The organism is Roseateles chitinivorans (assembly GCF_050632235.1).
Classification (GTDB): Bacteria; Pseudomonadota; Gammaproteobacteria; order Burkholderiales; family Burkholderiaceae_C; genus Roseateles; species Roseateles chitinivorans_A.
Map to the genome: position 1 here is coordinate 3,607,655 of NZ_CP192584.1, position 24,964 is coordinate 3,632,618.

Annotated in this window: 19 protein-coding genes and 1 pseudogene; 10 read left to right on the top strand and 10 right to left on the bottom strand. The window is 67.6% G+C overall.

Annotated elements, in window-relative coordinates:
• Positions 1–156: 156 nt before the first annotated feature.
• Positions 157–1,161: a hypothetical protein gene (locus ACQ859_RS16520; RefSeq protein ID WP_431261862.1), complete on the top strand. Its 1,005-nt coding sequence runs from the start codon at positions 157–159 to the stop codon at positions 1,159–1,161.
• A gap of 150 nt (positions 1,162–1,311) precedes the next feature.
• Here ACQ859_RS16520 and ACQ859_RS16525 read toward each other — a convergent pair whose 3' ends face one another.
• The 5 genes and pseudogenes from ACQ859_RS16525 to imuA all read right to left on the bottom strand — a co-directional run bounded on the left by ACQ859_RS16525 (position 1,312) and on the right by imuA (position 7,483).
• On the bottom strand, positions 1,312–1,503 hold the full coding sequence (locus ACQ859_RS16525; protein WP_431261863.1) for a hypothetical protein: 192 nt from the start codon (positions 1,501–1,503) through the stop codon (positions 1,312–1,314).
• A 249-nt stretch (positions 1,504–1,752) separates the two neighbouring features.
• Complete coding sequence (locus ACQ859_RS16530; protein ID WP_431261864.1) at positions 1,753–2,118, bottom strand: response regulator; 366 nt, start codon at positions 2,116–2,118, stop codon at positions 1,753–1,755.
• 208 nt (positions 2,119–2,326) lie between these two features.
• Positions 2,327–5,460: pseudogene (locus tag ACQ859_RS16535) on the bottom strand (error-prone DNA polymerase).
• A gap of 24 nt (positions 5,461–5,484) precedes the next feature.
• Positions 5,485–6,819, bottom strand: a complete 1,335-nt coding sequence (locus ACQ859_RS16540; RefSeq protein ID WP_431261865.1) for a Y-family DNA polymerase — start codon at positions 6,817–6,819, stop codon at positions 5,485–5,487.
• Positions 6,749–7,483 (bottom strand): translesion DNA synthesis-associated protein ImuA, encoded by a 735-nt coding sequence (gene imuA / locus ACQ859_RS16545; RefSeq protein ID WP_431261866.1) that lies wholly within the window; start codon positions 7,481–7,483, stop codon positions 6,749–6,751. The genes ACQ859_RS16540 and imuA overlap by 71 nt, the downstream gene beginning before the upstream one ends.
• Before the next feature lie 354 nt (positions 7,484–7,837).
• On the opposite strand from imuA, the gene ACQ859_RS16550 reads away from it, so the two are divergent.
• The 3 genes from ACQ859_RS16550 to ACQ859_RS16560 all read left to right on the top strand — a co-directional run bounded on the left by ACQ859_RS16550 (position 7,838) and on the right by ACQ859_RS16560 (position 9,594).
• The gene (locus tag ACQ859_RS16550) at positions 7,838–7,987 is read left to right on the top strand and encodes a hypothetical protein (protein WP_431261867.1); all 150 of its coding nucleotides are present in this window, start codon (positions 7,838–7,840) and stop codon (positions 7,985–7,987) included.
• A 370-nt stretch (positions 7,988–8,357) separates the two neighbouring features.
• Positions 8,358–8,714, top strand: a complete 357-nt coding sequence (locus tag ACQ859_RS16555; RefSeq protein WP_431261868.1) for a ribonuclease E inhibitor RraB — start codon at positions 8,358–8,360, stop codon at positions 8,712–8,714.
• A gap of 649 nt (positions 8,715–9,363) precedes the next feature.
• Positions 9,364–9,594 carry a hypothetical protein gene (locus ACQ859_RS16560; protein WP_431261869.1) on the top strand — a complete coding sequence of 77 codons (231 nt, stop codon included), beginning with the start codon at positions 9,364–9,366 and terminating at the stop codon, positions 9,592–9,594.
• Between the two features lie 165 nt (positions 9,595–9,759).
• On the opposite strand, the gene ACQ859_RS16565 is transcribed toward ACQ859_RS16560, so the two are convergent.
• The 4 genes from ACQ859_RS16565 to ACQ859_RS16580 form a co-directional block, all read right to left on the bottom strand.
• Complete coding sequence (locus ACQ859_RS16565; RefSeq protein ID WP_431261870.1) at positions 9,760–11,721, bottom strand: ATP-binding cassette domain-containing protein; 1,962 nt, start codon at positions 11,719–11,721, stop codon at positions 9,760–9,762.
• A gap of 65 nt (positions 11,722–11,786) precedes the next feature.
• A complete protein-coding gene (locus tag ACQ859_RS16570) occupies positions 11,787–13,724 on the bottom strand; it encodes an asparagine synthase-related protein (RefSeq protein WP_431261871.1) in 1,938 nt (645 codons plus the stop codon).
• 16 nt (positions 13,725–13,740) lie between these two features.
• Positions 13,741–14,676, bottom strand: a complete 936-nt coding sequence (locus tag ACQ859_RS16575) for a lasso peptide biosynthesis B2 protein (protein WP_431261872.1) — start codon at positions 14,674–14,676, stop codon at positions 13,741–13,743.
• Between the two features lie 176 nt (positions 14,677–14,852).
• On the bottom strand, positions 14,853–15,005 hold the full coding sequence (locus ACQ859_RS16580; RefSeq protein WP_431261873.1) for a rubrivinodin family lasso peptide: 153 nt from the start codon (positions 15,003–15,005) through the stop codon (positions 14,853–14,855).
• Between the two features lie 408 nt (positions 15,006–15,413).
• Here ACQ859_RS16580 and ACQ859_RS16585 point away from each other — a divergent pair, with 408 nt between their 5' ends.
• The 3 genes from ACQ859_RS16585 to ACQ859_RS16595 all read left to right on the top strand — a co-directional run bounded on the left by ACQ859_RS16585 (position 15,414) and on the right by ACQ859_RS16595 (position 18,385).
• On the top strand, positions 15,414–16,457 hold the full coding sequence (locus tag ACQ859_RS16585) for a hypothetical protein (RefSeq protein WP_431261874.1): 1,044 nt from the start codon (positions 15,414–15,416) through the stop codon (positions 16,455–16,457).
• A gap of 532 nt (positions 16,458–16,989) precedes the next feature.
• Positions 16,990–17,712 carry a hypothetical protein gene (locus ACQ859_RS16590; RefSeq protein ID WP_431261875.1) on the top strand — a complete coding sequence of 241 codons (723 nt, stop codon included), beginning with the start codon at positions 16,990–16,992 and terminating at the stop codon, positions 17,710–17,712.
• Between the two features lie 139 nt (positions 17,713–17,851).
• Positions 17,852–18,385 carry a hypothetical protein gene (locus ACQ859_RS16595; RefSeq protein ID WP_431261876.1) on the top strand — a complete coding sequence of 178 codons (534 nt, stop codon included), beginning with the start codon at positions 17,852–17,854 and terminating at the stop codon, positions 18,383–18,385.
• A gap of 56 nt (positions 18,386–18,441) precedes the next feature.
• On the opposite strand, the gene ACQ859_RS16600 is transcribed toward ACQ859_RS16595, so the two are convergent.
• Positions 18,442–18,672 (bottom strand): hypothetical protein, encoded by a 231-nt coding sequence (locus tag ACQ859_RS16600; RefSeq protein WP_431261877.1) that lies wholly within the window; start codon positions 18,670–18,672, stop codon positions 18,442–18,444.
• 1,173 nt (positions 18,673–19,845) lie between these two features.
• On the opposite strand from ACQ859_RS16600, the gene ACQ859_RS16605 reads away from it, so the two are divergent.
• The 3 genes from ACQ859_RS16605 (at position 19,846) to ACQ859_RS16615 (ending at position 24,925) form a co-directional block, all read left to right on the top strand.
• Positions 19,846–21,798 carry a diguanylate cyclase domain-containing protein gene (locus ACQ859_RS16605; RefSeq protein ID WP_431261878.1) on the top strand — a complete coding sequence of 651 codons (1,953 nt, stop codon included), beginning with the start codon at positions 19,846–19,848 and terminating at the stop codon, positions 21,796–21,798.
• 310 nt (positions 21,799–22,108) lie between these two features.
• Positions 22,109–22,381 carry a hypothetical protein gene (locus ACQ859_RS16610; RefSeq protein WP_431257586.1) on the top strand — a complete coding sequence of 91 codons (273 nt, stop codon included), beginning with the start codon at positions 22,109–22,111 and terminating at the stop codon, positions 22,379–22,381.
• 321 nt (positions 22,382–22,702) lie between these two features.
• Positions 22,703–24,925 (top strand): ParB/RepB/Spo0J family partition protein, encoded by a 2,223-nt coding sequence (locus ACQ859_RS16615; protein WP_431261879.1) that lies wholly within the window; start codon positions 22,703–22,705, stop codon positions 24,923–24,925.
• The last annotated feature ends 39 nt before the right edge of the window (positions 24,926–24,964 follow it).

The window sequence follows — 24,964 nt, forward strand, 5'->3', positions numbered from 1 at the left end:
GACGGTGACGGTGACGCTGAGGGCACTGACGCTGCTCGCGCTCTTGGAGGTTCCGGCGATGGGGAACAGCCCGGGCAGCGCGACGCGCGGGCGGGGGCGAAGGTGGCGGGGAGGGCGGAGAGGGCGGAGGGGGCGGAGAGGGTGGAGGGGAAGGCGATGGCGAAGGCGATCGGCGACCGCGCCATCGTGCGACTCACCGCGTTGAATCCGCAGTACTCGGCGGCGCGTTGGGGCACCATGCGCGAGTACGCCTGGTCGGACGATCAAGGGCGGCCCTGGAAGGGCGGCCTGATGGTGCCTTCCGGGTTCGATCCGAAGGGCAGGTACGCGCTCGTGATCCAGGCCTATGGGTTTTCGCCCACGCGCTTCTACCGGGACGGGTCCAACCTGTACGACGGGTTCACCAGCGGCTTCCCCGGCCGCGCGTTCCTGGCCGAGAACATCCTCGTGCTCGCGCTGCCGCTGGGGCCCGCCAGCGGCGGCTCGCGGGATGAACGGGCGCAGCGCATCGCCTTTGCGCAGGGCGTGCGCGGCGCGGTGGACGCGCTGGTGGCGGAAGGGCTGGTGGACCGGGACCGCGTGGGCATCATGGGGTGGAGCGCGACCGGCGAGTCGGTGCTCAACCTCGTGACCTTCACCGACACGCCGATCCGCGCGGCGTCGCTGCTGGACGGGGACGCCAACACGCTCTTCTCGTTGACGATCACCTACGCCGCCACCGACGCGATCCAGATGAAGAAGGAGCAGGCCAACCAGGGCGGGCCGTTCGGGGCCACGCGCGAGCGCTGGCTCGCCAACGATCCGTCGCTGCACACCGAGTGCGTGCGCGCGGCGCTGCGCATGGAGACCTATGGCCAGGAAGTACACAACAACTGGGATGTCTACGCGTTGCTGCGGCGCCAGTACAAGCCCGCGGAGATGATCGTGTTCCCCGACGGCGCGCATGCGCTGGCGCGGCCCAGCCAACGCATGATCTCGCTGCAGGGGAACGTCGACTGGTTCCGGTTCTGGCTCAAGGGAGAGAAACGCAGCGCGGTCGTCGTGCCGACGGAGACCGTCGACAGCCTGCGTCAACAGTACGAGCGCTGGGACCAGATGCTCACGCTCAAACGCGCGGTCGATGCGAAGCCGGGGTGCGGCGCTTCGGGCGCAGCGCGATGACCGGGATGAGCGGGATGAACGGGATGAGCGAGCCGCCGCCGCTCCCGGCGTGCGCTGTCCAGTTCGGGCGTCACGTCGGGCATCACATCTGGCGCGCGCGGGAGGTTGGCTGAGCGGCGTGAGGTTCCGTCGGCGCGGAGTCGGTGCTGTCTACAGCCTGCCGCGTCGCACCTTGTCGCCCAGCTCGGTCAGCCAGCGGCGGCCGTCCTCGCGCGGGGCGGTTGCGTAGCCCTTGTCTTGCAGGCGCTGCTGCAGCTCTTCGGGAATGATCTTTCCGCCCTCGGATTGAGGGATGAAGTAGAGCGCGGCGCGTTCGTCCTCGGTAATGTCCAGTGTGTTCATCGTCATCGTTTTTTGCAGTCGAATTTTTGGGAGTCGGGTCGTCGCCGGTGCGGCTTCACCCCGGCATAAAATAGTTTCGTTTCGCCGTGTTTACGGGCGGAACCCTCCCTTTGAGCCCGGCCACGTCGCCGGGCTTTTTCTTTCCGAGCCGAGGGTGACGTTGCGGGCGAAGGGGGAGGCGGGATTCGCAGGCCGGACACCCGACACTGGCCATCGGGGACCGGTTGCGGCAAACGCTCACCGAACCGTTCACGACAAACCGAGCATCGCTTCCAGCTGCGTGAAATTCAGCGGCTTGACCAGGTAGTGATCGAACATCGCCGTCTGCTCGGAATTCCAGTCCGATGGTGGGGGCGTGCCACTGAGCGCGATGATCACCACATGGGGGTCGAGCGCGCGCAGTTGCGAGGCGAGCTGGCGGCCGTCCATGCCCGGCAGGCCGATGTCCGTGATCACCACGTCGGGCCGCCACACTTTCTCGATGGCCAGCGCCGCGTCTGCGCAACTCGCGGAGCGCACTTCACACCCCCGCAGCGCCAGCAGCATCTGCAGGGGTTCGAGCGCGTCCACGACATCGTCCACCAGCAGCACGCGCAGTCCATCGGCTTCGTTCACGGATCTCCTTGGTTGACCGGCATTCTCGCAGGCTGCGACGCAGGCTGCGACGAAGGGGGCGGTTGTTCTCATCGTGAGCAGAGCGGGTGGTCCACGCCGGTTGGTGCCTGCGGTGTGCGTGGTACCTGCGGTGCGCTCGATTCGCTCGATTCGCTCCGTGCTGTTCATTGCGCCCGCTCGTCCTCGCCGTGCTGCAGGGCGGGGCAAGTCATCGGAAGTCCCGGCTGCTGGTGTCCAGCTCGCCCAGCAGCTCGGTGAGGTCCTCGAGCCGGCCGGCGATCAGGCTGCAGGCGTCGCCCTGCCGCTGCCAGGTGCCGTGCACGGCCATCAGCCGCGCGCGCAGCAGCACCTTGCGCTGCTTCTCCTGAACACTCGGCCACACGATCACCTGCACGTTGCCCGTCTCGTCCTCCAGGCTCAGGAACACGACGCCCTTGGCGGTGCCGGGTTGCTGGCGCAGCGTGACGATGCCGCAGTAGTGCGCGGCCCGGCCGTTGGGCATCGCCGCCAGGTCCTGGGCCGTGCACAGCTTTCTCGTGGCGAGCACGGGGCGCAGCAGCTTCAGCGGATGACTGCGCAGCGTCAACCCCAGCGCGCGGTAGTCCCAGAGGACCTCCTCGCCTTCGGCCGCGGGGACCAGATCCAGCACCGGCTCGTCGACGGGCGCCTGGCGCAGCAGCGCGGGCGCGCGCTTGAGCGCCGCGGCGTCCCAGACCTGCTGGCGGCGATGGCCGCTCAGCGACCTCAGCGCGTCGGCGGCGGCGAGCTGGCGCATCTCGTGCTGCTCCAGTTCGGCCTCCCGGGCGAGCTCCTGGGCGCTCTCGAAATAGACGGTCTGTCTCGCCTTGCACAGACGCTTGGCCGACTCTTCCTTGAAGCCGTCGACCAGCCGCAGGCCTAGGCGCACGGCGGGACGGTGTTCGGCGTGCGGCATGTCTTTCATGTGGTTCATGTCGTTCATGTGCTCCATGCCTTCCAGGGTGCAGTCCCAGTCGCTGTGCAGCACGTCCGCCGGGCGCACCTCCACGCCCGCGCGGCGCGCGTCCTGCACCAGCTGGCTGGGGGTGTAAAAACCCAGCGGCTGGCTGTTGAGCATGGCGGCGAGGAACTCGGCGGGGTGGTGCCTTTTCACCCAGCACGAGGCGTAGACCAGCAGCGCGAAACTCGCGGCGTGGCTCTCCGGGAAGCCGTAGCTGCTGAAGCCCTTCATCTGCTCGAACACGTTCCTCGCGAACGCGTCCGTGTACCCGCGCTCGAGCATGCCGCCGATGATGCGAGGCTCGTACTTGTCCAGGCTCCCCGGCGTCGCCAGGCCGCCATCGCGCGGCGCAGGCCGTCGGCCTCGCCCGCGGTGAAGCCCGCGCACAGGATGGCCAGCTGCATGCACTGCTCCTGGAAGAGCGGGATGCCCAGCGTGCGCCCGAGCGCCTGCTCGATCTCGGGGCTGGGGTAGACCACGGGCACCTTGCCGCTGCGCCGGTCCAGGTAGGGGTGCACCGAGCCGCCCTGGATGGGGCCGGGCCGCACGATGGCCACCTGCACGACGAGGTCGTAGAAGCAGCGGGGCAGGTGGCGCGGGAGCATGCTCATCTGCGCGCGGCTCTCCACCTGGAACACGCCCACCGTGTCGGCCTTGCAGATCATGTCGTAGGTGGCGGGGTCCTCGGCCGGGATGTCCTGCATCTCGAAGACGTGGCCCTTGCGCGCGCCGATGAAGTCCAGCGCCTTGTGCAGCGCGGTGAGCATGCCCAGGGCCAGCACGTCCACCTTGAGCAGCCCCATCAGGTCCAGGTCGTCCTTGTCCCACTGGATCACCGTGCGCTCGGCCATCGCCGCGTTCTCGATGGGCACGATGCGCGACAGCGGCCCGCTGGTCAGCACGAAGCCGCCCGGGTGCTGGCTCAGGTGGCGCGGAAAACCCAGGAGCTGCCCGGTCAGCAGCAGCAGCTGGCGCACCGCCAGCCGGGTCTTGTCCAGGCCGACCTCGGCCAGCAGCTCGTCGCCGATGTCCAGGTCCCAGTGGCTCATGCCCTTGCTGAGCTGGTCCAGCGTGGCGTCCTCGAACCCGAGCGCCTTGCCCACGTCGCGCAGCGCGCTGCGCGGGCGGTAGCTGCTCGCGATGGCGGTGAGCGCCGCGCGGTCGCGCCCGTACTTGCGGTACAGGTACTGGATCACCTCCTCGCGGCGCTCATGCTCGAAGTCCACGTCGATGTCGGGCGGCTCGCCGCGCTCCTTGCTGATGAAGCGCTCGAACAGCATGCTGCTGCGCAGCGGGTCGATCTCGGTGATGAAGGTGCAGTAGCACACGACCGAGTTGGCGGCCGAACCCCGTCCCTGGCACAGGATGCCCTGCGAGCGCGCGAAGGCGACGATGTCGTAGACGGTGAGGAAGTAGTGCTCGTACCGCATCTCCTGGATGAGCGCGAGTTCGTGCTCGATCTGCTCCTGGGCCTTGGCGGGCACGCCGCGCGGCCAGCGGCGTCCCGCGCCCGTGTAGACGATGCGGCGCAGGTAGCTCTGGGGCGTCTCGCCCGCGGGCACGACCTCCTCGGGGTACTGGTACTTCAACTCGTCCAGCGAGAACTCGCAGCGCGCGGCCACGCGCAGTGTCTCTTGCATGAGCTCGGGCGGACAGCGCTCGGCGATGCGCCGGCGCGTGCGCAGGTGCTGCTCGGCGTTCTGCTTGAGCCGCAGGCCGCACTCGGTGAGCGGCAGCCCGAGCCGCGTGGCAGTCAGGACGTCCTGCAAGGCCTTGCGCGATCGCACATGCATGTGCACATCGCCCACGGCCACCACCGGCACGGCGGTGAGCTCGCTGCACGCGCGCAGCTTGAACAGCTGCACCTCGTCGTCGATGCGGCGCAGCTGCTCCCAGCCCAGCCAGCAGCATCCGACCCAGTGGCTCAGCAGCCAGCGCGCGATGCCCGCCATCTGCGCCTGGGTGCACTGGCGGTCGGGGATCGCCACCACCACGCAGTCCGACAAGGTCTTGCTGTCGATCTCGCCCAGGTCCAGCGTGTAGCTGCCTTTGGGCGAGCGGCGGCGCAGGCGCGTGATGAACTCGCACAGGTTGCCGTAGCCGTTGCGGTTCGTGGCCAGCACCACCAGCGTGAACGGGGCATCGCCCGCGACCTTGAACTGGCTGCCCACCAGCAGTTGCAGGCCCGCTTCCTTGGCCGCGACATGCGCCCGCACGATGCCGGCCATGCTGCACTCGTCGGTGAGGGCCAGGGCCCGGTAGCCCAGCGCCTTGGCGCGCTCCACCAGCTCCTCGGGCTTGCTCGCGCCTTTGAGGAAGGTGAAGTTGGAGGCGCAGCGCAGCTCCGCGTAGTCCGGAATCATCGGTGCCCTGTCATCCGTCACTCGTCACCCGAACACGCCGTGGAGGAACCACGCGGTGCCGTCGTCCAGCCTGGCCTGGAAGATCCAGAGCAGCCCGGCGTGTCGGGACTCCGCCAGCCAGTAGTCGCGCACGACCAGCCGTCCTTCGTCGGTCGCGTCGTCTCGGTCCCACCAGCCGGCCTCCACGCACTGGGGGCCGGCCAGCAGCTGCAGCTCTCCCTGGTACACCGGGCGGTGCTTGCGTACGGCCAGCTTGAGCGGCTCGGGCAGCACCCAGGTGGGCTGGGGCAGCGAGGTGCTGGCCGGGAGCTTGCGCGGGGGCGGCACGGCCGCGGGCTGCCAGTGCCCCATCCACTCCTGGCGGTGATCCTCGCGCGTGACGCAGCGCCGCACCGCCTCGGGCCCCAGCCGTGCGGCCATGCGCTCCAGCACGAGGTGCAGCGACTCGACGTCCTGCGCCGCATCCTGCAGGCCTGGCAGACCCGGAAGGAGCGCCGCGGTGCTGCCGGCCTGGTCGTGGACCTGGTCGGCGGTGAGCGCCAGGTCCCCCGCGGGCGCCAGCAGCGCCACCTTGGCCAAGTGCTCGGCCAGCAGCCGGCACAGGTGCTCGACATCGCGGCTGGGGTCGGCGGTCCCCACGCTCAAGGAGCCGCCTTCGCCCGCGTCCTTGGAACGCATGGCGTCGTGCCACCAGCGCAGCGTGAACACCGTGACGCCGGCGTGGCGCGCGGCCAGCCAGCCGCACATCTGCACCAGGAGCCGCCGGGCCCCCTGCAGCAGCGCGGGCGCGTGCTCCACCCGGAAAGGCAGTTCCAGCCTGGCGTGGAAGGTATCGGGCAGCGTTTCCCAGGCATGCACCTCGGGCGCATGGCCGTAGGCGCGGTCCAGCGCCTGCAGGAGCTGCTTGTCGAAGCGCCGGCTCAAGCCGCCCCGCGGCAGCGCCCGCACGTCGCCCAGCGTGCGGCAGCCCGCCTGGGCGAGCGTGGTCGCGTGCGGGCGGACTGCGGAGAGGCACGCCATGGGCAACGCGTCGAGCATGAGCTCGAGCGGCTTCTTGAAGCCGTTCTCGATGCCGCAGCGCGCCAGGGCGTGCGCGCCCAGGCCGGTGGTGGCCCAGGCCACCTGTGCAACCCCGAGCTCCTTGGCCTGCGCGACCACGCGGTCGCGCAGCGCCCGCTTGCCACCGAACAGGCGCGTGCTGGCCTCGACCTCCATCAAGACGGCATCCTCGGACACGGCGACGCGAGGCGTGAACTGCAACGCCCAGACCGCCACGGCGGCGAGCGCGTCAGGACCGGGAAGGTTCGAGGACGGGGTCTGGCTTGCGCTCGGCGGCAGCAACAGGGCTGTCCACAGCATGGCTGGGCTCGACGGTGACGAGGCGGCTGGGGTGTCGCAGCCTCGGGGTCATGATGGTGTCCAGGCCTCCGGGCATGGACAGCAGGGGTAGCGATTCCTCCAGCGGCGAGCCCTTGCGCTTGAGCACCTGGACCTCGATCTGCCAGTCGGTCTGCACACGCACCGCGACGCGCAGCGGTGCCGCGGACGAATCCCGGCCCGCCGATTCCGGGCGGCACAGGAACACCGGGCCGCGGCAGTGCGACGCCAGCACCTGCAGCCGGCGCACCTGTTCGGCACGCACCAGCGGCAGCCACGCGATCACGGCGCCGCAGCTGCCGGCCTTGATCAGCTGCTCGGTGGACCAGAGGCGATCCCTCGGGGCGTCGACGTCCACCCAGACGACGTAACGATCGTCCACCCCGTGGTGGCGCAGCCCCGGCATGTGCGGCCGCAGGGCAGGGCCGACCAGCGCCACCGTTCTCCCGCGCGCGGTGAGGGCGCCGATCGTCGGGGCGAGGAGGCGGAATTCGACGATGGAGAACTGGCTGACCAGCACCTCGGTGAGCGCGGCGCTGGGCCACCCGCCGCCTGGCAGCACGGCGTCCAGCGCCGGGAAGCCTGTCGACTCAACGTCCGAGACTGGACTGCCCAACTGGTCGCCTCGCCACAATGCCGCCTCCACCGCGGGCGGCAAGGGCTCATGAGCCCCGGGAAGCGCGTTCTGGCAGGGGGAGGGCAGGAGTGACAGGGAAGACAGCGAGGACAGGGATGACGGGGATGAAGGGGATGAAGAGGATGAAGGGGATGAAGGGGATGAAGGGGGGACCGGAGGTGGTGCTCCAGCCCCTCCGGGCGAGGAGGGCAGCATGACGCTCTGACGAAAAGACTGTATGGACATACAGTATATGCAAGCCATCGCGCTGTCCAGCCGCTGTGGCCCGCGGATAGGGCGGGTGGTCCGGAAACCGCGCTCCAGCGTGGCAAAACACCGTCCGCTGGATGAAGCTGCCAAGCGCTGATCGTCCTTCGACTGGGGATGCTGCTGCTGCTGCTGCTGCTGCTGCTGCTGCTGCGGCGCCAGCGGACTGCCAGCAGGCTGGAAGGCGACAGACATCAGCCATGGCAGCGCGGCACGGGCCCGACGGAAATCATCGACGTTCATCGCTGCGTATTCTGGTTGCAGTGACCGCTCGTTCCCATCATGCGGCTCGGCTGATCCCACGGAAACTCGTTGAACTTGACCGGTCAAGGCGGGGGCGATCTGCGCTTGACGGAGTAAGGGAAGATCGATGGTGGGTTCAAGGACCACGAAGTGTTCACGGACGGCAGATACATCCACGATCCGCGAAAGAGCAGTTCGGTCGTACTGCGGGGAAATTGGGGTTCACAGCAGAAGATTTGTACGCGGCGATGGTCCTACCACCACCACTGGATATTTCAAGGAAACCTTCACGTTTTCACATGATCGGACACGGCAGGCTTCCGCTAGAGTCGCCGACGAGTTCACTGCAACGAGCTGCCCACCCTGTCCGCGGTTGAGCGGCGTCACACCTCACATGCCGACCGCTCCTGCCTTGCTATCGCGCCTGAAAAACAATGACGACCCCGACGCCCTGGTCCTCTTCCGGATGGCCGAGCTCGGCGCTGACCTTTCCGTCCCGCACCGGCCAGAGTTCACCTTCGATGCATCGACTCAACCGGTAGCGATGGCATTAGCAAACGAGCTCGCAGGTTTGGACTTCGATGTGCAGGTCTTCGCGCCGGAGGATAGCGAGCCTACTTGGCAGGTTGTCGCATCGCGACGCATGGTGCTGGACCTCGATGCGGTGATCGAGTTGTCCGCGAAGTTCGAGGCGCTGGCGGCGACGCACGGGGCGGTTTATGACGGCTGGGGTGCGCCGGTAGAGCGTTGAGTCCTCATATCCGAACGAAGCTTGCAGATGGTCGGCTTTGCGCCGGAGCCTCAGCAACAACAGCTCATCAACAGTCAACTCCGCCCTGATCGCTGCTCGCCCGCGCGAGTCTAGAATCCGACCCGAGCCTTTGCGCTCCATGCTCTGCCCTCCCTGAGCATGCAGCAAGTCAAAACGCGATGAGCTGTTGGGGCCTCGGCGACGCCGGGGCCACTTTTTTCCCTGCCCACTCTCGCCGTACACGCTTGTGTATTGCACAAGCATCACCCTGCAAGGATAAACATCGGGTCGAGCGCGTGTGTCCCGCCATCCGGCCGCTGCTGCACCTCCATGTCCGCTTTGCAGCGGCCGCTGCCGTCGCGGTCAACCTGTGAACTCACGGCCAGCGCTCGGAAGCCGACCGTCGCCGACGTCCATCGCCGACGCCCCTCGCCTGAATCGCTCCACATGTAGAGTTTGTTGCTGATGACCTCCAGCCTTTGCCTGCCTCAGCGTCGGCTGCGCCTGCTCGCGCGATGGATTTCGCCGCGCAGCGGCTGCGCGGCAGCCGGCACACGTCTCGTGCAGCTCAGCGCGGCAGACGGACGGGGGGCGACGTGACAGATGACGTGAAAGATCACATGAGACATCCGGCCCGGACCGTCGCGCAATGACCGGCGACCCAGGGGCGTTGGATGCGGGAGAGGCGTGGGACGCCTGGGAGGCGGACATCGACGTCGTGCGAGTGGACTCCGGCCGGTTCGTCGCAGTGCTCGTCTTGTCGCCGCCCCCGCAGCTTGGCCCGCCCCTCCGAATGCCCATCGATGGCGAGTACGACGCCCCGGAGCTGGCCGAGATGGCCGCGCTCGACGTGTTCGCCGCGATGACGCGCCGGCCGTGATCAATGGCGGTGGAGGGCCCGAGACATAGAGGCTTGAGGGAGAGGCCAACGGGCCGAGGGACGGCGGGAATAAGGCACTCAGGGATTCAGGGCGTCAGAGGTTAAAGGGTCGAGGGACCAGGGAAGCAAGGTCTCGAGGGCAAGCAACGACCGAACACCGCGGGTTCATTCCGATGCCTGCGACCGCCAGAGCGCGGCATACGCGCCGCCACGTTGCAGCAGCGCCGCGTGGGTGCCTTGTTCGCCGACTCGGCCCTGTGCCAGCACGGCGATGTGATCGGCGTGCTGGATGGTGGAAAGCCGGTGGGCGACGGTGATGGTCGTGCGTCCCGCCGCCACGTTGCGCAGATCTCGAAGGATCTTCGCTTCGGTGGCCGTGTCCAGCATCGAGGTCGCCTCGTCGAAGACATAGACGAGCGGGTCGCGCAGGATCGCGCGCGCGATCGCGACGCGTTGACGCTCACCGCCCGAGAGCTTGAGTCCCCGCTCGCCGATCACCGTCTGAAGGCCGTCTGGCAGCGCGTCGAGCAGTTCGCCCAGCCCGGCCAGTCGCGAGGCACGGTCGATCTCGCGTCGAGTCGCGTGATCCCTGCCCAAGGCGATGTTGGCGGCGATCGTCGCGTGAAACAGCATCACGTCCTGGGGCACCACCGCCACCAGGCCGCGCAAGTGATCGATCGGCATCTCAGCGATTGCCAGACCGTCCATGAGGATCTTGCCCTCCTGCGGCTCCTGCAGCCGGAGCAACAGTCGAACGAGGGATGACTTGCCGCTGCCGGTGGGACCCACGATGGCCAGGGAGCGTCCGGCGGCGATGTCGAGATCCACGCCCTGCAAGACGGGCGGCCGATCCTCGTAGGTCAGTCCGACGCCGCGAAAAGCGATGTGTGGCGACGCTTGCCGCGTGAAGGACGGGAGCGGTGCGGACGGTGGGGACGGCGTGGACGGCGCCGGCGGCAAGGGCGGCAAGGATGGTGAGGTACGCGCAGTCGCGTCATGCGCCGGACCAGCCGCAGCGCGATCGAGCGGCTGGCTTGCACGCGCGACATCGACCGGCGGGGAGAGGATCCCCACGAGCGGTTGGACGAACGCCAATCCCTGGCTGATGTCGCGGACCGCGCCGCTCAGTGCTTCGAGGGGACGGATCACCTGCAACATGTAGACATTGGCGAGCACGAAGCCGCCCAGCGTCAGCGAGCCCTCGAGCACGGCGTTCGCGGCAAGCAGCAGGAACGCGCCCATCGACGCGGCGAAAACGAGGACGGTCGCCGCGCCCTGCAGCAAGCGCAGGCGTTGCAACACGCGCCAGGCGCGCTCCAGCGAGAGGCTGGCTGCGCCCAGGCGCGCCATGCTGGCGCGCTCGGCGCCGAACATCCTGATCGGTTCGACGTTGCCGAGACCTTCCGCCAAACGTGCGTGCACGTCCACGCTGGCCTCGTTGACCGCCGTCGCCGCGGCCCGAAGCGGCGAGGTGCGACGCGTCATGACGCCAAGGTAAGCGAGCGCGGTCGACGCAATGATCGCGGTCAGCGCGGGCTGATCGAACGTGGTCAGGATCGCCATGATCGCGCCGGTCTCCACGAGCACCGGCAGCACACTGTTGACGAGGTGAAAGAGGATGATCTGGTATCCGGCCGCCGCCTGCTGCAGCTCCTGCATGAGCGCTCCGGTCCGACGCGTGAGATGGAACTGCGTCGGCAGGGACAGCACGCGATCGAAAAAGCGCTGCCGCAGGTGGGTTTGAAGACGTTGTTCGGCCGCGCTCGTCACCACGGGGCGTATCTCGGAGACCAGTCGCGCGAGGCAGTGAGCTGCAACGTACGCCGCCACCGGTGCGCCGATGGTCAGCAGCCAGCTGGTGGCCGCTGTGGCCGCTGTGGCGGCGTTGGCGCCGGTGAGTCCATTCCCGCCATTCCCACCACTCGCGCCGCTCACACCACTCACGCCGTCCACGCCGTTGATGCCACCGAGCTGACCCAACGTGTTCAGCTTTCCCAGCGCATCGAACAGTCCCTTGAGCGCCAGAGGGGCGAGCGCGGCGAGCGCGCCGCCCGCGACCGACAAGGCCGCGGCAAGACAGAGCCGCCAGGCGACCGCGCGGGTCACGCCCGTGGCGAGCAGTCGCATGGCGGCGAGGGCGTATTGAAGCGGCGGCATGGCGTTTTCTCGGATGCACTTGCGACGGCTCAGCCTCAGGCGACCCAGCGTCCGAGCCATGCCTCAACCGCCACCAATCCGTGCAACTGGGCAGGTGCGCCGGCCAAGGTCGTCGGCCGGCCGGAGAGCAGGATCTCGACCGTGCGGCGATCCAGCAGCCCGCGCCGGCTCAGTGCTCCTTCCAGCAGCAGGCCTCGCACGAGGTCGATGTTGCCCGCGAGCACGGCCTTGAGATGCTCTTCCATGCCGCCTTTGGAGCGGCGATTGGTGATCTGCACGGGCAGCTCGCCGGCGAAGGCCTGGCGCGCGAGCGAACGCCCCCGCCCGCCGACGGTGAGCGCATAGGTCGGAAGACGCAGACACAGCTCGACCAGGGGCTGCGCGAGCAGCGGGTTGACCAGCTCGGGTGCCAGATCCTGCTCCAACGGGTCGTAGTAGCCGATGGGATACATCAGTCCGAAGGTCTGCATGTACTTGCCGATCGGCAGCGCCGAGAGCTCCCGGTGCAAAGGATGCGCGAATCGGTCTAGGCATGCTGCGCGCGAGCGGGTTTCACTGGACAGCAGGTTGGCAAACCCACCGGTCTCGCGCAGCGCGGCGTCCGGGCGGATCCACTCCTTCATGGCGTGACCCAAGGCGGTCCAGATCGAGACCCGCCCCAGGCGTGCGGCGTCCATGACAGCGGCCGCAAATCCAGGCCTGAGGCCGTTGTCGTCCAGGTAGTCGGCGGCGGGCCACCAGCGCGGGAACTCGCAGAACACCAGATCGCCACCTGTGCCTGAGAACATGGCTGGCGTGGGGTGGTTGCTGGCATACGCGCTGGTGGTGAGGGTGGTGCTGGGGCTGGGGCTGGTGCTGGTTCCTGAGCTGGCGCGGGTGCCGGCGCGTGATTGCTTGTGAGCAAGGCCATGTGCGCGAGTCAGCGCGGCGTCCGATGCGCCGTTCATCCACCCGATGTAGGGCACGGGCGCGGGCATGCGGGCCGCGCGCAGCACGCGCTCGATCCGAAATTTCGGATCGCGTTCGCGCTCCACCAGCTCGCGTTCCGCACGTCGCGCCATGAGCCTGGCGTAGTCCCGCTCGTCGCTGTCTGAGCCCGGGGAGTGGTAGTTGACGGCCAGCACGTGTGCGTGGGTGTCTTCTTCGCGCAGGCAACTCAGCAGAATGGAGGAGTCCAGTCCGCCCGACAGGCGCAGCAACACCGTGTCGTAGCAGCTGGCCCATGCCCTGGCGCAGGCCTGAACGGTTTCGCGCAACTGTGCGGCGGCGTCCCCTGGCGCCATCTCCAGCGGCGCTTGCGCGAACCGCGTCGCATTCCAGAGCAGTTCGGATCCGCCAGTCCGCAGATCGAAGCGTTCGCCGGGAAGGACTTCGCACACGCCGTTGAGCATGGTCTCCCGCCCGGTGAGCGCGCCGAGCTGGAGCTGGGCGACCACCGCGTCCCAGTCCACGACCGGAGCGGCGCGCTCACCCAGCATCGTCAGCGCGTCTTCCAGCCAGGAGAAGACGAGGGTGAGCCCTTGGTGAGACATGCGAAAACAGGGGAGCGTGCCGGTGGGATCCCGCAGCACGCAAACCGATCCTCGCGCCGTGGGAAAGAAGGCCACGTAGCGTCCCCAGAAATCGCGCACGAGCGACGTGCCCTGACTGTCCACCAGTCGCGCCTCGTCCAGGATCGTCAGGCGGGCATCGCGGGCCGGGGAGGAAGAGGAGAAAGAGGAGGAAGAGGAGGAAGAGGAGGAGGAAAGATTCGCGCGGCGGAACGCCTTGCCCAGCAGCCCCCCAAGACCATCGTGGAACTCCTGTGCCTCGTTGACACCGGGCAAGGTCCCGGTCGCATACACGCTCAGGCCGGGAAGCCGCAGTGCCAGCATCCATTGCGGACGCCTTTCCCATTGCGCGTCGAGTTGTGCGGCAAGGCCCGCGCTTTCCCGCCGTGCGGGATCCCAGGCAATGGCGATGTACCTGAACATGGGGCGGCGGTCCGGTTCACACCACAAGAATGGGACGAAACGCGCGGACGAATTCGTGCTGGTCGTTGAGCACGGTACGTCCCGACTGGACCCATGAATGCGCGCCGAACGGATTCGTCTTGACGCCGATGACCCAGCGTGCGCTCAAGCCCTCGGCAAAGAGGAAGAAGACGAGCGACAGCGAGTCGTGCAGGCATCGATCTCTTGCACTGAATGCCAAGGGACGAAGGCGTTCGAAGGCGAGGGCGGCCAGCCGGACTGACTCGTGCACGGCGGGGGCAGTCAGTCGGCAGACGTCGTCTGCGTCAGACGCGATGCCGTCAATCGCGCAACCCGCATTCAGGCGCGCCAGCCGCTCCACCGGCGCCACACGTGCCGCACGTTCCGAACGTTCAGCACGCGCTGCAATTTCCACAGGGCCGTGCGACAACTCGTCGTGCTTGGCGGCGACGTGCGCGGCGATCGTCTGCAAGGACGACCTTCGCAGCCGCCATGCTGCTAACGCACTGCTTTGCAGGAAGTTGCCGATCCGCCGCGCGGTGAGAGGCAAAGGTCTGCCCACGCAATCCGGATCCAGTGATTCGCACGGCTCTTCAAGGCGCACGTGCGTGGGAGGCACCTGGCTCGACGAGCGGGCGAGCAGGCCCAACGACAGGAGGCGATCCGCGAGTGCCGTGCCCGGACTCACCGCACGGGATGCGACGGGGAGTCGCGCGGCGTCGCCGCTATCTGGTCCCATTGCGAGGCCGTGGAGAGGGTATTCGCCCCGACTGCACGCCCATTCGGGTACTGGCCATCCCGCAACGAGGCCGGCCAGCGCGCGAGCGCCGGCCTGGCCCAAATTCCAGTAACGGCCACGCTGCAGATCGAGCAGGACGACGGAGCCTTCGCACTCGCAGCACCGTACGTGCTGGGCGAGCTGGAGGGGCGAAACGCGCTGGCAGTCGGTCATGGCATTGGTCTGATGACTTGTGGCGCGGTGTGCGCTGCGCTAGCCGCGCTAGCCGTGCTCGGCGCGTTGGTCGGCGAGCGACTCTGGGACCGGGCGGTCGGCGACTTCGAGGATGTGTGATGGCTGTGCTTGAGCACCAGGCGCGCGCCGTCGCCAGCGACGCGCGCCTGCCACGCTCAGGTGGTGATCTTGCGCGGGAACTGCGGGTTGTCTTCCGCGTATTCCGTGCTCGGCGTGCCCATGGTCAGCTCCTTGGCGTCGCCCAGGTCGACCAGTTGAAGATCCAGGTCCAGGTCTTGACCCGGATCGACTTGCGAGGTCTTGCTCATGTCGAACTCCTTCAGTTGAGGTTGAAACGGTTTTGCCCTGCAGCGCATCTGCGTGGGGCGACGCCAAGGTAGTCCGACGCCGCGTCGGTGGTCCATGGCGCCGAGCAGGCGACCTTTGCATGTTCGGTCGCTGTCGGGCCTGGCCACGTACCCTGGCGACGCTGCGCAAGGAGCGAGGGAGTTGCTATTCGCACGGCGCCGCGATCGGCGCTCGTTCCTGAGCGAGGTCTCAGTTGTTCGGCGCTTGGCACAGTGACGAGTGAAAGCGTGCGGCATACGTTTTCGTCCTTCCAACGACCGAGTCGCACTTCCGAGACGACAAGCGACCGAACGGTCGATGCGTTATTCGGGGATGCGCGGTAGGGCGGTCGCGCAATCGACTCGTCATCGATTCATGGGAGAACAAAGATGGCGACCACCGATGCGTGGGATGTGGGAGATGCGCGTACGACATGGGCGTTGTGCTGGCAGGCCGCAGTGGGCCGCGACTTTCTCGCGACTCCGGCGCTGGCGGCCAAGATCCGCGAGCGGTTGATCGGCGCGCACCAGAAGCACAGCAGGGAGCTGATCGACTTCGTGATGCTGCAAAGGGAGATCCACGCGATCACCCAGCTCACCCCGGGCGATTCGGTCGGGCTCGTTGCCAGAGGCTTCGGGAATGTCGTGTCCCGGTGGGTGCGCCTGGTCCAGCCGATTCGCGGCCCCGTACTGGCTGGCAGATTCTGGGCGCAGCCGCTGGAATCGGAGGAGGCGCTGCGCGCCGAGGTGCGCATGCTCGCGTGGCGTCCCGTCGTCCGCAGGGCCAGCGTGACGCCTACCTACCATCCGCACGGTGGACTTCGCGTCGCCCTCGGCCTGACGACTTCCAACGGATTCGACGCTCGACCTCTGCTGCGGCATTTCGGCGGTCCGGTGCCCGAGGCGCGATCGGCGCTGCGACAGTGGATCTCTCGCCGTCCCTCCGAGCGCGATTGGCGGACCTGGGAACTGACGCGGGGTCTGGAACTCGCGACCAGCAACGGCGGGGAGCAGGTCCGCGCGGCCAAGACGGCCAGCCGCGACGCGGCGATGCTCATCGCCCTGGCAGGAGGGCAGGGTGTCGAGGGCGCGCTGGATCTGCTGCACGCGTGGGTCACCGTGCGCATGCAAGCGCCGGCCATGCGCGGGGCCAAGATCCGTCCTTCATCGATGCAGCCACGCGTGCGCGGCGTGGTCGCCTGCCTCGCGGTGGCACACCGCCTGTGCCCGGCCTCGACCGTTGCACGGCACTTTGGGCGTTCCAAGGCGACGCTCAGCGAGCAGATGGCGGCGTGTCGCTCACGTCCTGCGGACCGGACGCTCGTGGCAACACCCCTTCGCCGAATTCTTGATGAATGCGTGTTGCTGTCAACCGGCGTTGCCTCTCGGAGGACTGCGGCGGCTGCGCGCTCTCGCCGGCCTCGCGACCTTTGAAGTCCCGCGTTGGCATCACAACGTCGGCGAGCTAGGTGTGGCCGCCCAGGTAGGGAGTACGGGCAGCACGCGCAGCGGCAGGCCGCTGAGTCGCTGAGCCTTCGCACCGCGGTGGCGGATCTTGCGGACTGGCAGAAGTGGCGGCAGTGGCGGCAGTGGCGGCAGTGGCGCAAATGGCGGTGAGGCCCAGTGACTCGCCGACCTCGAGTGACACGGGTAGGTGTCAGGCCTCCATCGACAGGAGCATGAAATGGAACGTCCGGCTCAGGAACTCAGGTGTCGGATGCCTCCAATAGGCGAGGATGCCAAAGACGGCGGGCTGGCGGTTTGCGCACCCACGCACTTCCACGCCTTGGCCACAACATTGGCCGACACGCGTGGTCCACGTGGTGCAGACACAGATAAAGATCTGGACGCGTCATCATTGCGCGGGGAAACGGCCTGTGCGAGCCGTGGTTCGAACGACGACTCCCGACGAGCAGCGCCCGGGGCGTCGGCTGGCCGGGGCGTCGGCAGAGACGCAGCCGATCTGTTGAAAAGTGAGAAGACGCAGAAATCGGTACTCCACCAAGGCGAAGGACTTCTCGGTCTATTCATCGACGGATCACGCCTTGGTCTACTTCGCCGTGCCGCGGATGACGCGGGCAACTCGCTGTTCAACCTGGTTGTCACGCTGTACGTCGCGGCGCTGGATCGCAGCCTTCCCTGCGGGAACGGCGAACTCGTCCTGCTGCCGTCGGACGACTTTGCCGGATGCGATGAGGCTAACGAAGGCCGTGACATCGGTGACGTCGGTGCCGGCGGTGCCTGCGGTGACGGTGGCAAATCCGACGGACGCTCCCGACGGGCCGTCGGCTCCGCTGCCCATCGCGCAAAGACACGCCGGGCGGGCGGCGCACCGCATGCCGCAGAGCTGCCGCATTCCATGCAAATCGCCATCGCCGGGTCACGCGACTCGGCCTGCGATGAGCTGGCGCGGAGCGCGGCTGGCGTCGCGCTCGACGAAAGCGGACGGATTTTGCAGAACACCGCACTTCGCTACATCCTGTGCTGCTCGCTGGATGCCCGCAGCCACTCACCACCTTCGAAGGCCGCGAGTCACACGCGGTTTTCGATGTTGACCGAAGTGAGAGAGTCGCAGGACGGTCTTTGGGTTGACTGCTGCTTTCGCAAGGCGTGGCGCTCCGAGGAATCACTTGCGGCGATTGCCGAGGAGTTCCTCCGTGCCATTTGTCGCGCAGCGGGAATCGCTTGACGCTCAGCGCGGCTGGAAACCGCTGTGCCATCAGATGCGCGGAGTCGAGCATGGCGCGGAAACTGCGCTGCTGACTGACTTGCGCTGCACTCATTCCCACTCACGCTGTACCTCTCAGCGTACCGCTCGGAGGTGGCCCGTGAGCTACATCAGTGCAATGAATCGAGTCGCGCGTTTCAGACCACGATTGCGCGGCATTGCCAGTTTGGAAGGCATGGAGGGCCTGGGCTATTCGTGCTGGATTGACCCCGAGGATAGGCGCATTCCGGTGTTCGCATTGGAAGTCGGGCTGCGGATCGCCGCCGAGTGCAGCTGCCCCATGTATGGCGTGCGCTACGACCGTTTGCGTCTGACGTTTCGCGAATTCAGCGACCAGGAGTGGGGCCTCGTGGCTGACTGTCCAAGAGCATGCCCGGATTTCATCGCGCCGGATGGTGCGCGGGTCCACGCGATCGGCTTCTGGCACGGCTGGGCCTGGGACGTGGCTGCGATTTTTGCTGAACCCCGCTCCGTGCGCGGGACGCTGCGCCTTCGCGGCGGAGCATGCGCGCGCGGGGCCCGTGTCTGCGAGATAGGTCCTCTGTTGACGCCGGGACTTGACGGCACCGACGACGTTGACGGTTCCGGGACTCGATCCGTATTCCAGGCGTTCGGGCTTACGGCTGACGGCTGACGGCTTCACCGTACACTACGCGTGGACGAGCTTGGGCTCGGAAGGATGTCAAGCGATCAAGCCAGAGACTCCACCCACTCTTGAAGTAGGCGCACTCCGGCAGCATGCAGGGACTCGCCTTCCGAGCGGGTTCCGGTTCCTGCGGCGCGCGAAGCGGCCACGCCCAACAGATCGGCTTCCCATCGCAGGCTCGCACTGTCATCGGCCCAGACCCGCACGGTCGCGGCAATCGGCACATCGCCGAACGGTCGCGCGATCCGGGTGGTGAAAGAAACCATCTGGGACATGTCAAGAATCCAGGGTCGGGTGGCAGAGAGGATACGGCTGGGCGCTTCAGGGCAAAAAAGCCCCGACATCGTCGAGGCTTGAGGGTCCGAGGAGGGAGTCACTCGGACCGATGCTCAGGGAGGAGCACGCTGCGATTGTATACGAGGCCCGTCGAACCTCACCTCGCCCGCCACGCGCCGGCGCCAAAGCGTCGCGTCGTATGTCAGTCTTTCTGGGGTGACGTTCGGGCGTCCCACGGCAAGCGCTGCCCCCTCTGATGGAACGCTGGTTGCCTCATGGGATCCATGGCTCGGTCATCGAGCCCCAACCTGGAGTTCCTCATGTCCCTTCGTTTCCTCGCGGTCGCCGGTGGCGTCGCTTTCCTTTCTGCACATCTGATCAAGTCCATGCGTGCCAAGCACGAGGGCCTCGCGTCGTCCGATCCGGTCGCCGCCTTCCCGCGGTCGTCACGCGCGGGCGAGACGACGAACACGCCGACCGCGACGGGATCGGCGCCGGCTTCGCCCTCGGCCAGACCGTTGTCCACGCCGTCTTCTACAACGTCCTCCCGGTCCGCCGCCCCGACTGCTGCGCCGAGCGCCGCCCCCGCCACCGCACCGAACACCGTCGCCACCGCCGGTACAGCGGCCGCTACACCTGCCGCTACACCTTCCGCTACCACTGCCGCCCAGTCTCAGAGCGCCCCGACCGCTGGTTCCATTTCATCGTCCGATGCCCCATCGACGGTCCCATCGACGGTGCCATCAACGGTTCGTGCAGCATCGGCTGCCCCGTCTGCAGGCAACCAGTCTGGCCAGATGTCCGCTTCACGCGAGCGTGACGGCTCGGCTTCGACGGGCAGTACCGCTGACGACACTGCACGCACCCGTCCAGCGGCCCAGGGCCACGCCCCCGGGGTCTGAGCCCCGTCGCGCCGGCGGTCTGGGATTCTGGGGGCCGGGTCCCAGGCTTCTCGGCTTCCTGCCTTCCCGCTTTCCCGCATTCCCGCACTCCTGACTTCCAGGCTTCCCAGCTGCCGACCGACAAGGAGTGCTCGCCCGGCCCGTTAGAGCGCGGTCGGGCGATTCCCTACGCGCGCTTCCTCCGTCGCCGGATACCGCCGCTTCAACGCGTGCCGTACAACTGAGATCTTCGGCAGGGGTTGTCCCGCCGCGGGCCAGGGAGGCCACGCCATGATCCATCAACAAGCCTTCGGCGCTGCGTCGCTGGGTCGCGTTCGCCGCTGGCTGGTGGTGGGCAATCTGATGCTTGCGGCCATCCTGTGCATCGCCGCCTGGATGAGCCTTCACAACGCCCGCGAAGGCGACGAAGACACCGCGCGCCTGACGGCCGAGAATCTGGCCACGAGCATGAGCGGCGAGGTGGCCGCCGAGCTGAGCGTCATCGACAACGCGTTGGCGACGGTGGCCGAGCGTTACGGCAAGACGCGCCAGTCGGCGGATCGCGCGACCGTGCTGGCGGAGATGGTCGACGAGCAGCAGACGCTGCTCAAGCACGTGAGCGCGGTGCGCGTCACCGACGCCTCGGGCGACGTGCTCATCCCGAAGGCGCTCGCCGGCCGGGTGTTTCACTTCGGTGACCGCTCCTATTTCGAGCGGGCGCGCTCGCGCGACGCCACCGTGGTGTCCGAGCCTTTGCGCAGCCGGGTGACCGGCGCGTGGATCATCGTGGTGGCGCGCCGCCTGATCAACGCCGACGGCGGGTTCGACGGCATCGTGCTGACCGAGCTCACCTCGGAGCACTTCTCTCAGCTCTTCGCCGGCATGGAGCTGGGGCGCTCGGGCGCCATCTCCATGCGCACGAGCGACAGCTTCGTGCTGGTCTCGCGCCATTCGGCGTCCGAGCCGCAGTCGGCCAAGGGGGTGGGTCTGGCGATCGTGTCCCAGGCGCTGCGCGACAGCATCGCCCGTGACCCGGCGCGCGGCTGGTACGTGACGCCGACGGCGCTGGACCAGGTCGAGCGCGTCACCGCCTACCGCCGGGTCCCCGGCTACCCGTTCACGGTGTATGCGGGCTTGAGCACCAGCGAGTACCTCGCGGCCTGGTACCGCCAGGCCCTCGAGCTGTGGCTGCTCGTGGCCGTAATGATCGCGCTCGTTGGCGCCATCTCGGCACTCCTGTACCGCGGGCAGCAGCGCGAGTACCTCGGCCGGATGGCCGCCGACCGGTTGACGCGCGAACAAGAACTGATGCTGGAGAACGATCTCGTGGGCATGGTGCGCCTGCGCGAGCGCGTGATCCAGTGGGACAACCGGGCGATGGCGAATCTGCTGGGTTACGCCAGCGCCGAGCTGCGCGGCATGTCCATGCGCGAGCTGTATCTGGACGAGGCGACCTTCGACCACATCGGTCGCGCCGGGTATGGCGCCCTGCGCGCGGGCGAGCGATTCCGAACCCAAGTGCAGATGCGTCGCAAGGACGGCTCGCCGCTGTGGGTCGACCTGAGTGGGATGCTGGTGTCCGAGGACGAGAGCCTGTGGATGCTTGTCGACGTCGACGCCCTCAAGCGTAGCGAGGAAACGGCCCAGAGTCTGGCCCTGCGCGACGCGTTGACGGGTCTGCCCAATCGTCGGCTGTTCGAGGAAAAGCTCGCGGATGCGCAGCAGCAGGCGCTGAGGTCGCAGCGCGGCGTGGCGGTCTGTTATCTCGATCTGGATGGGTTCAAACCCGTCAACGACACCCACGGACATGACGCGGGCGATGTGGTCCTCAAGGAGGTCGCGCTGCGCTTGCAGCAAAGCCTGCGTGGCAACGATGTGGTGGCGCGCCTGGGCGGCGACGAGTTCGCGATCCTGCTGTCGGCCAGCGACGACGCGGGGAGCACCCGCACGGTGCTCCAGCGTTGCCTGGCGGAGATCGAGCGTCCTATCCGCGTGAATGAGCATCACACTGAGCATCCCACTGAGCCTCAGGCGGTCCGGGTGAGCGCGAGCATCGGCGTCGTGCTGGCCCAAGGAACGTGCGACATCGGCGCTGTCATGCGCGGCGCGGACGCGGCGATGTACGCGGCCAAGCGCGCGGGCAAGGCACGGATCCATTTCGGACCGACCGTGTCGGGCGAGGCCGCCGCAGCGCTGCTGCCTCGCGCCGCGATGCGCGTGGATACGGCGCGCCACGTCGCCTAGTCGTGTCGCATGGGCGGATCGGCTCCAATGGCCAGGATGATCGGCTGGAGATTGTCTGGAGACCGGTTGGAGATCGGCGTGCGCTCGACGGGCAAATGGCGGGCAAACGGCGGGCAAACGGCGGGCAAACGGCGGGCAAGCGGCGGGCGAGCGACGGCTGAGAGACAAGTGATAGACGAGTGGTGGACGAGTCGTGGATGAGTCGTGGATGAGTGATGGACCTATGATCGGCGCCGAACTTTCGGGCAGCAGGCTTGGCGTTCTGGGCGGCGGGATCAGGAATAGAAAGTAGAACGGGTCGGGAGGCCATATGGAGTTGGATACCGTGTCGTATGTGTTTCAGTCGCCCAGCGGGACGTTCACCGTCAAGCAGCGCATCAGCGGGCGCTGGCGCGTCCGCATCGATCACATGCCCTGGGATGAATCGTTCGCGAACGCCCAGGAGGCCGTGACCGCGCTGTCCCGGCACTTCGACGTTCCGGCGTTGGTGACCGAGTGGACGGCCATCGGCCACTTCCATACGGCAGAGGGCAGGTGGGCTTGCGACCAACCCATCGACCCCATCGCGGTTCCGATGCGTTGATGGCGCATTGCCGCAGGCGATGGCTTGAACGGTTCGGATGAGGCGGTGGGACTGCCAAGCATCGACTGAGTCGAACTCGAACTCGAACTCGGACTCTGACTCTGACTCGCACTCGATCTCGAACTTGGATGCGGTGTTGGTGTCGCTGTCTGCGCCGCTGTCTGTGTCGCTGACTGTGTCGGTGCCGATCTCTCAACGAGATCGCAGCGTCTGCCGCGTATGGCAGGCCCGCGCATGCCCTTGACCCGCGAGGCTCCGATGTGATCCTGAATGTACGGGTTGGGTTCTCCACCCGTCGTTCAACCCACACCAGGAGCCCTCATGAAAATCTCCAAGGCTGAGATCGCGGCGATCATCGACGCGTCGTGCCGGACCTTCATCCCCCTTCATCAACTCGTCCTGTCGAAGGACTATCAGGCGCGCCCGGCGGGCAGCACGTCGCGCCTGAGCATCGAGGAGCTGGCCGCGTCCATTCAGGCATGCGGCGTCCTCCAAAATCTGATCGTCATAAAAGGCGCGCGCAACCTCTACGAGGTCTGCGCCGGAGGACGGCGGCTGCAGGCGCTGGGCTTGCTGGCGAGCGCCGGGACGCTGCCCGAGAACGTTCCGGTGCCGGTGCTCGTGGTCGCCGCCGAGCACGGCCTCATCGCGAGCCTCTCCGAAAATGCGTTCCATGTGCCCATGCACCCCGCCGACGAGTTCGAGGCCTTCGCCAAGCTGTTGGCGCAGGGCCGCTCCCTGGAGGACGTCGCCGCCGCCTTCGGCGTGACGCCGCTCGTCGTGAAGCGACGCATGAGACTGGCCGCCGTGTCCCCCAAGCTGATCGCGGAGTTCCGGCAAGGCCGGATCAGCATGGACTGCCTCATGGCGCTGGCGTCGGTGGACGACCACACCCGACAGGAGCAGGCATGGGAGGGGCTGGACGCCTGGAGCCGCCAACCCGACCACCTTCGCCGCGTGCTGAGCCAGGGCGAGGTCGAGTCCGATCGCAGCCCGGTGGCGAAGTACGTCGGCGTCAAGGCGTACGAGAAGGCCGGCGGCCCTTCAAGGCGCGACCTCTTCAGCGACAACGACAAGAAGGTCTACCTGCTGGACGCGGTGCTGCTCGACCAGTTGGCGGTGGCGAAGTTGCAGCGCAAGGCCAGGCAGATCCTGGCCGAAGGCTGGAAGTGGGTGGAGGTGCGTGCGCGTTTCGTGCACGACGAATATGCGCGCCACGGCGAACTCAGGAAGTCACGCCGCCCGGCAAACGACACGGAGGCTGCCGAACTGGCTGTGCTGGAGGGGCGGCTTGCGGCGCTGACCCGGAAGTTGCAAGCGCTGGACGGCGTCGAGGGGAACGAGCTGGGGGAAGGCGATGGCGAGCAAGCCGAGCAGGCTGACCAGGACGGCAGGAACGACGATGCGCTGCCCGGCGAGGGCGACGATGAGCAGCTGGAAGTCGATCTGCAGGGCGATCTGCAAGGCGATATGGAAGCCGACCTTGAATCCGCCCTTGAATCCGAATGCGACGCAGCCAGCGCGGCCATTGCCGCGTTGCACGAGTCGCTCAGCGTGTGGCAGACCGAGCTGATGGCGTTTGCAGGATGCGTGGTCTACGTCGACGCCGACGCGAGCCCGGCGGTCCGGTACGGCCTGATCCGTCCGGAGGACCGCAACGAACTGGCGCGGGCAGCCCAGGCCGTCCGGGCCAGTCGACTCGCTGCTGGTGATCAAGGCTGCGGCTCCGACGGCGCTCATGACTCCCATGATTCCCATGACCCTCATGGCGGTCACGACGACGGGCTGGATTTCGACGATGCAGATGCCTTCGGCACGTCGTCGGACAGTGTCCCCAAGGTCCGACCGGTCCACTCCGAGCGCCTCACGCGCAACCTGACGGCACACCGCGTGGCGGCCATCCAGGCAGAGCTGCTGGACAGGCCCGAGGTCGCGCTGGCGACACTCACGGCGCAACTGGCTGGCAAGCTGCTGCTGGACGGCTATCAACATGTGCACACGAGCGGCGATCCGCTCACCTTCAGCGCCACCGACACGCACGGCCCACTGAGCAGCGACGCGCCCGACATCGTCAGCAGCCCGGCATGGCTGGCGGTGGAGGCGCAACGCCAGTTCTGGCGCGACCAACTTCCCGCCGAGGCGCAGGCGCTGCTGCCGTGGATGCTTGCCCAGGACGCGGCGATGGTCACGAAGCTGCTGACCTTCCTCGTGGCGAGCAGCGTGTCGGGGGTTTACGCCGCCGAGCCTGAATCGCCCCGGTGCCAGCGCACCGAGGGTCTCGCGCAGGCGCTGGAGTTGGACATGCGCAAGTGGTGGCAGGCCAGTGCGGCGAGCTACTTCAGCCACGTCTCCAAGGCGCGCATCGCGCAGGTGGTGCATGAAGTCCTCGGCGCGCAAGCAGCCGCTCCTTTGCAACAGCTCAAGAAGGAGGCTGCGGCTGCCGGCGCGCAGCAGGTGCTGGCATCGACGGGATGGCTGCCGCAGGTGCTGCGGGTGACACCGATGATGAGCCCGGCAGGCGGCGCCATGGGCGGTGCCGCCTGATCACTCGCGTCAGGGGCACGATTCAAGCCCTACCGGTCG

What these genes read in the sequence shown, in the direction of transcription:
- ACQ859_RS16605 (WP_431261878.1), top strand. Translation starts at nt 19,846, where the DNA reads ATGATCCATCAACAAGCCTTCGGCGCTGCGTCGCTGGGTCGCGTTCGC.
- ACQ859_RS16520 (WP_431261862.1), top strand. Translation starts at nt 157, where the DNA reads ATGGCGAAGGCGATCGGCGACCGCGCCATCGTGCGACTCACCGCGTTG.
- ACQ859_RS16560 (WP_431261869.1), top strand. Translation starts at nt 9,364, where the DNA reads ATGACCGGCGACCCAGGGGCGTTGGATGCGGGAGAGGCGTGGGACGCC.
- ACQ859_RS16575 (WP_431261872.1), bottom strand. Translation starts at nt 14,676, where the DNA reads ATGACCGACTGCCAGCGCGTTTCGCCCCTCCAGCTCGCCCAGCACGTA.
- ACQ859_RS16600 (WP_431261877.1), bottom strand. Translation starts at nt 18,672, where the DNA reads ATGTCCCAGATGGTTTCTTTCACCACCCGGATCGCGCGACCGTTCGGC.
- ACQ859_RS16585 (WP_431261874.1), top strand. Translation starts at nt 15,414, where the DNA reads ATGGCGACCACCGATGCGTGGGATGTGGGAGATGCGCGTACGACATGG.
- ACQ859_RS16565 (WP_431261870.1), bottom strand. Translation starts at nt 11,721, where the DNA reads ATGCGACTGCTCGCCACGGGCGTGACCCGCGCGGTCGCCTGGCGGCTC.
- ACQ859_RS16580 (WP_431261873.1), bottom strand. Translation starts at nt 15,005, where the DNA reads ATGAGCAAGACCTCGCAAGTCGATCCGGGTCAAGACCTGGACCTGGAT.
- ACQ859_RS16555 (WP_431261868.1), top strand. Translation starts at nt 8,358, where the DNA reads ATGCCGACCGCTCCTGCCTTGCTATCGCGCCTGAAAAACAATGACGAC.
- ACQ859_RS16550 (WP_431261867.1), top strand. Translation starts at nt 7,838, where the DNA reads ATGCTGCTGCTGCTGCTGCTGCTGCTGCTGCTGCTGCGGCGCCAGCGG.
- ACQ859_RS16610 (WP_431257586.1), top strand. Translation starts at nt 22,109, where the DNA reads ATGGAGTTGGATACCGTGTCGTATGTGTTTCAGTCGCCCAGCGGGACG.
- ACQ859_RS16615 (WP_431261879.1), top strand. Translation starts at nt 22,703, where the DNA reads ATGAAAATCTCCAAGGCTGAGATCGCGGCGATCATCGACGCGTCGTGC.
- ACQ859_RS16540 (WP_431261865.1), bottom strand. Translation starts at nt 6,819, where the DNA reads ATGCTGTGGACAGCCCTGTTGCTGCCGCCGAGCGCAAGCCAGACCCCG.
- ACQ859_RS16525 (WP_431261863.1), bottom strand. Translation starts at nt 1,503, where the DNA reads ATGAACACACTGGACATTACCGAGGACGAACGCGCCGCGCTCTACTTC.
- ACQ859_RS16570 (WP_431261871.1), bottom strand. Translation starts at nt 13,724, where the DNA reads ATGTTCAGGTACATCGCCATTGCCTGGGATCCCGCACGGCGGGAAAGC.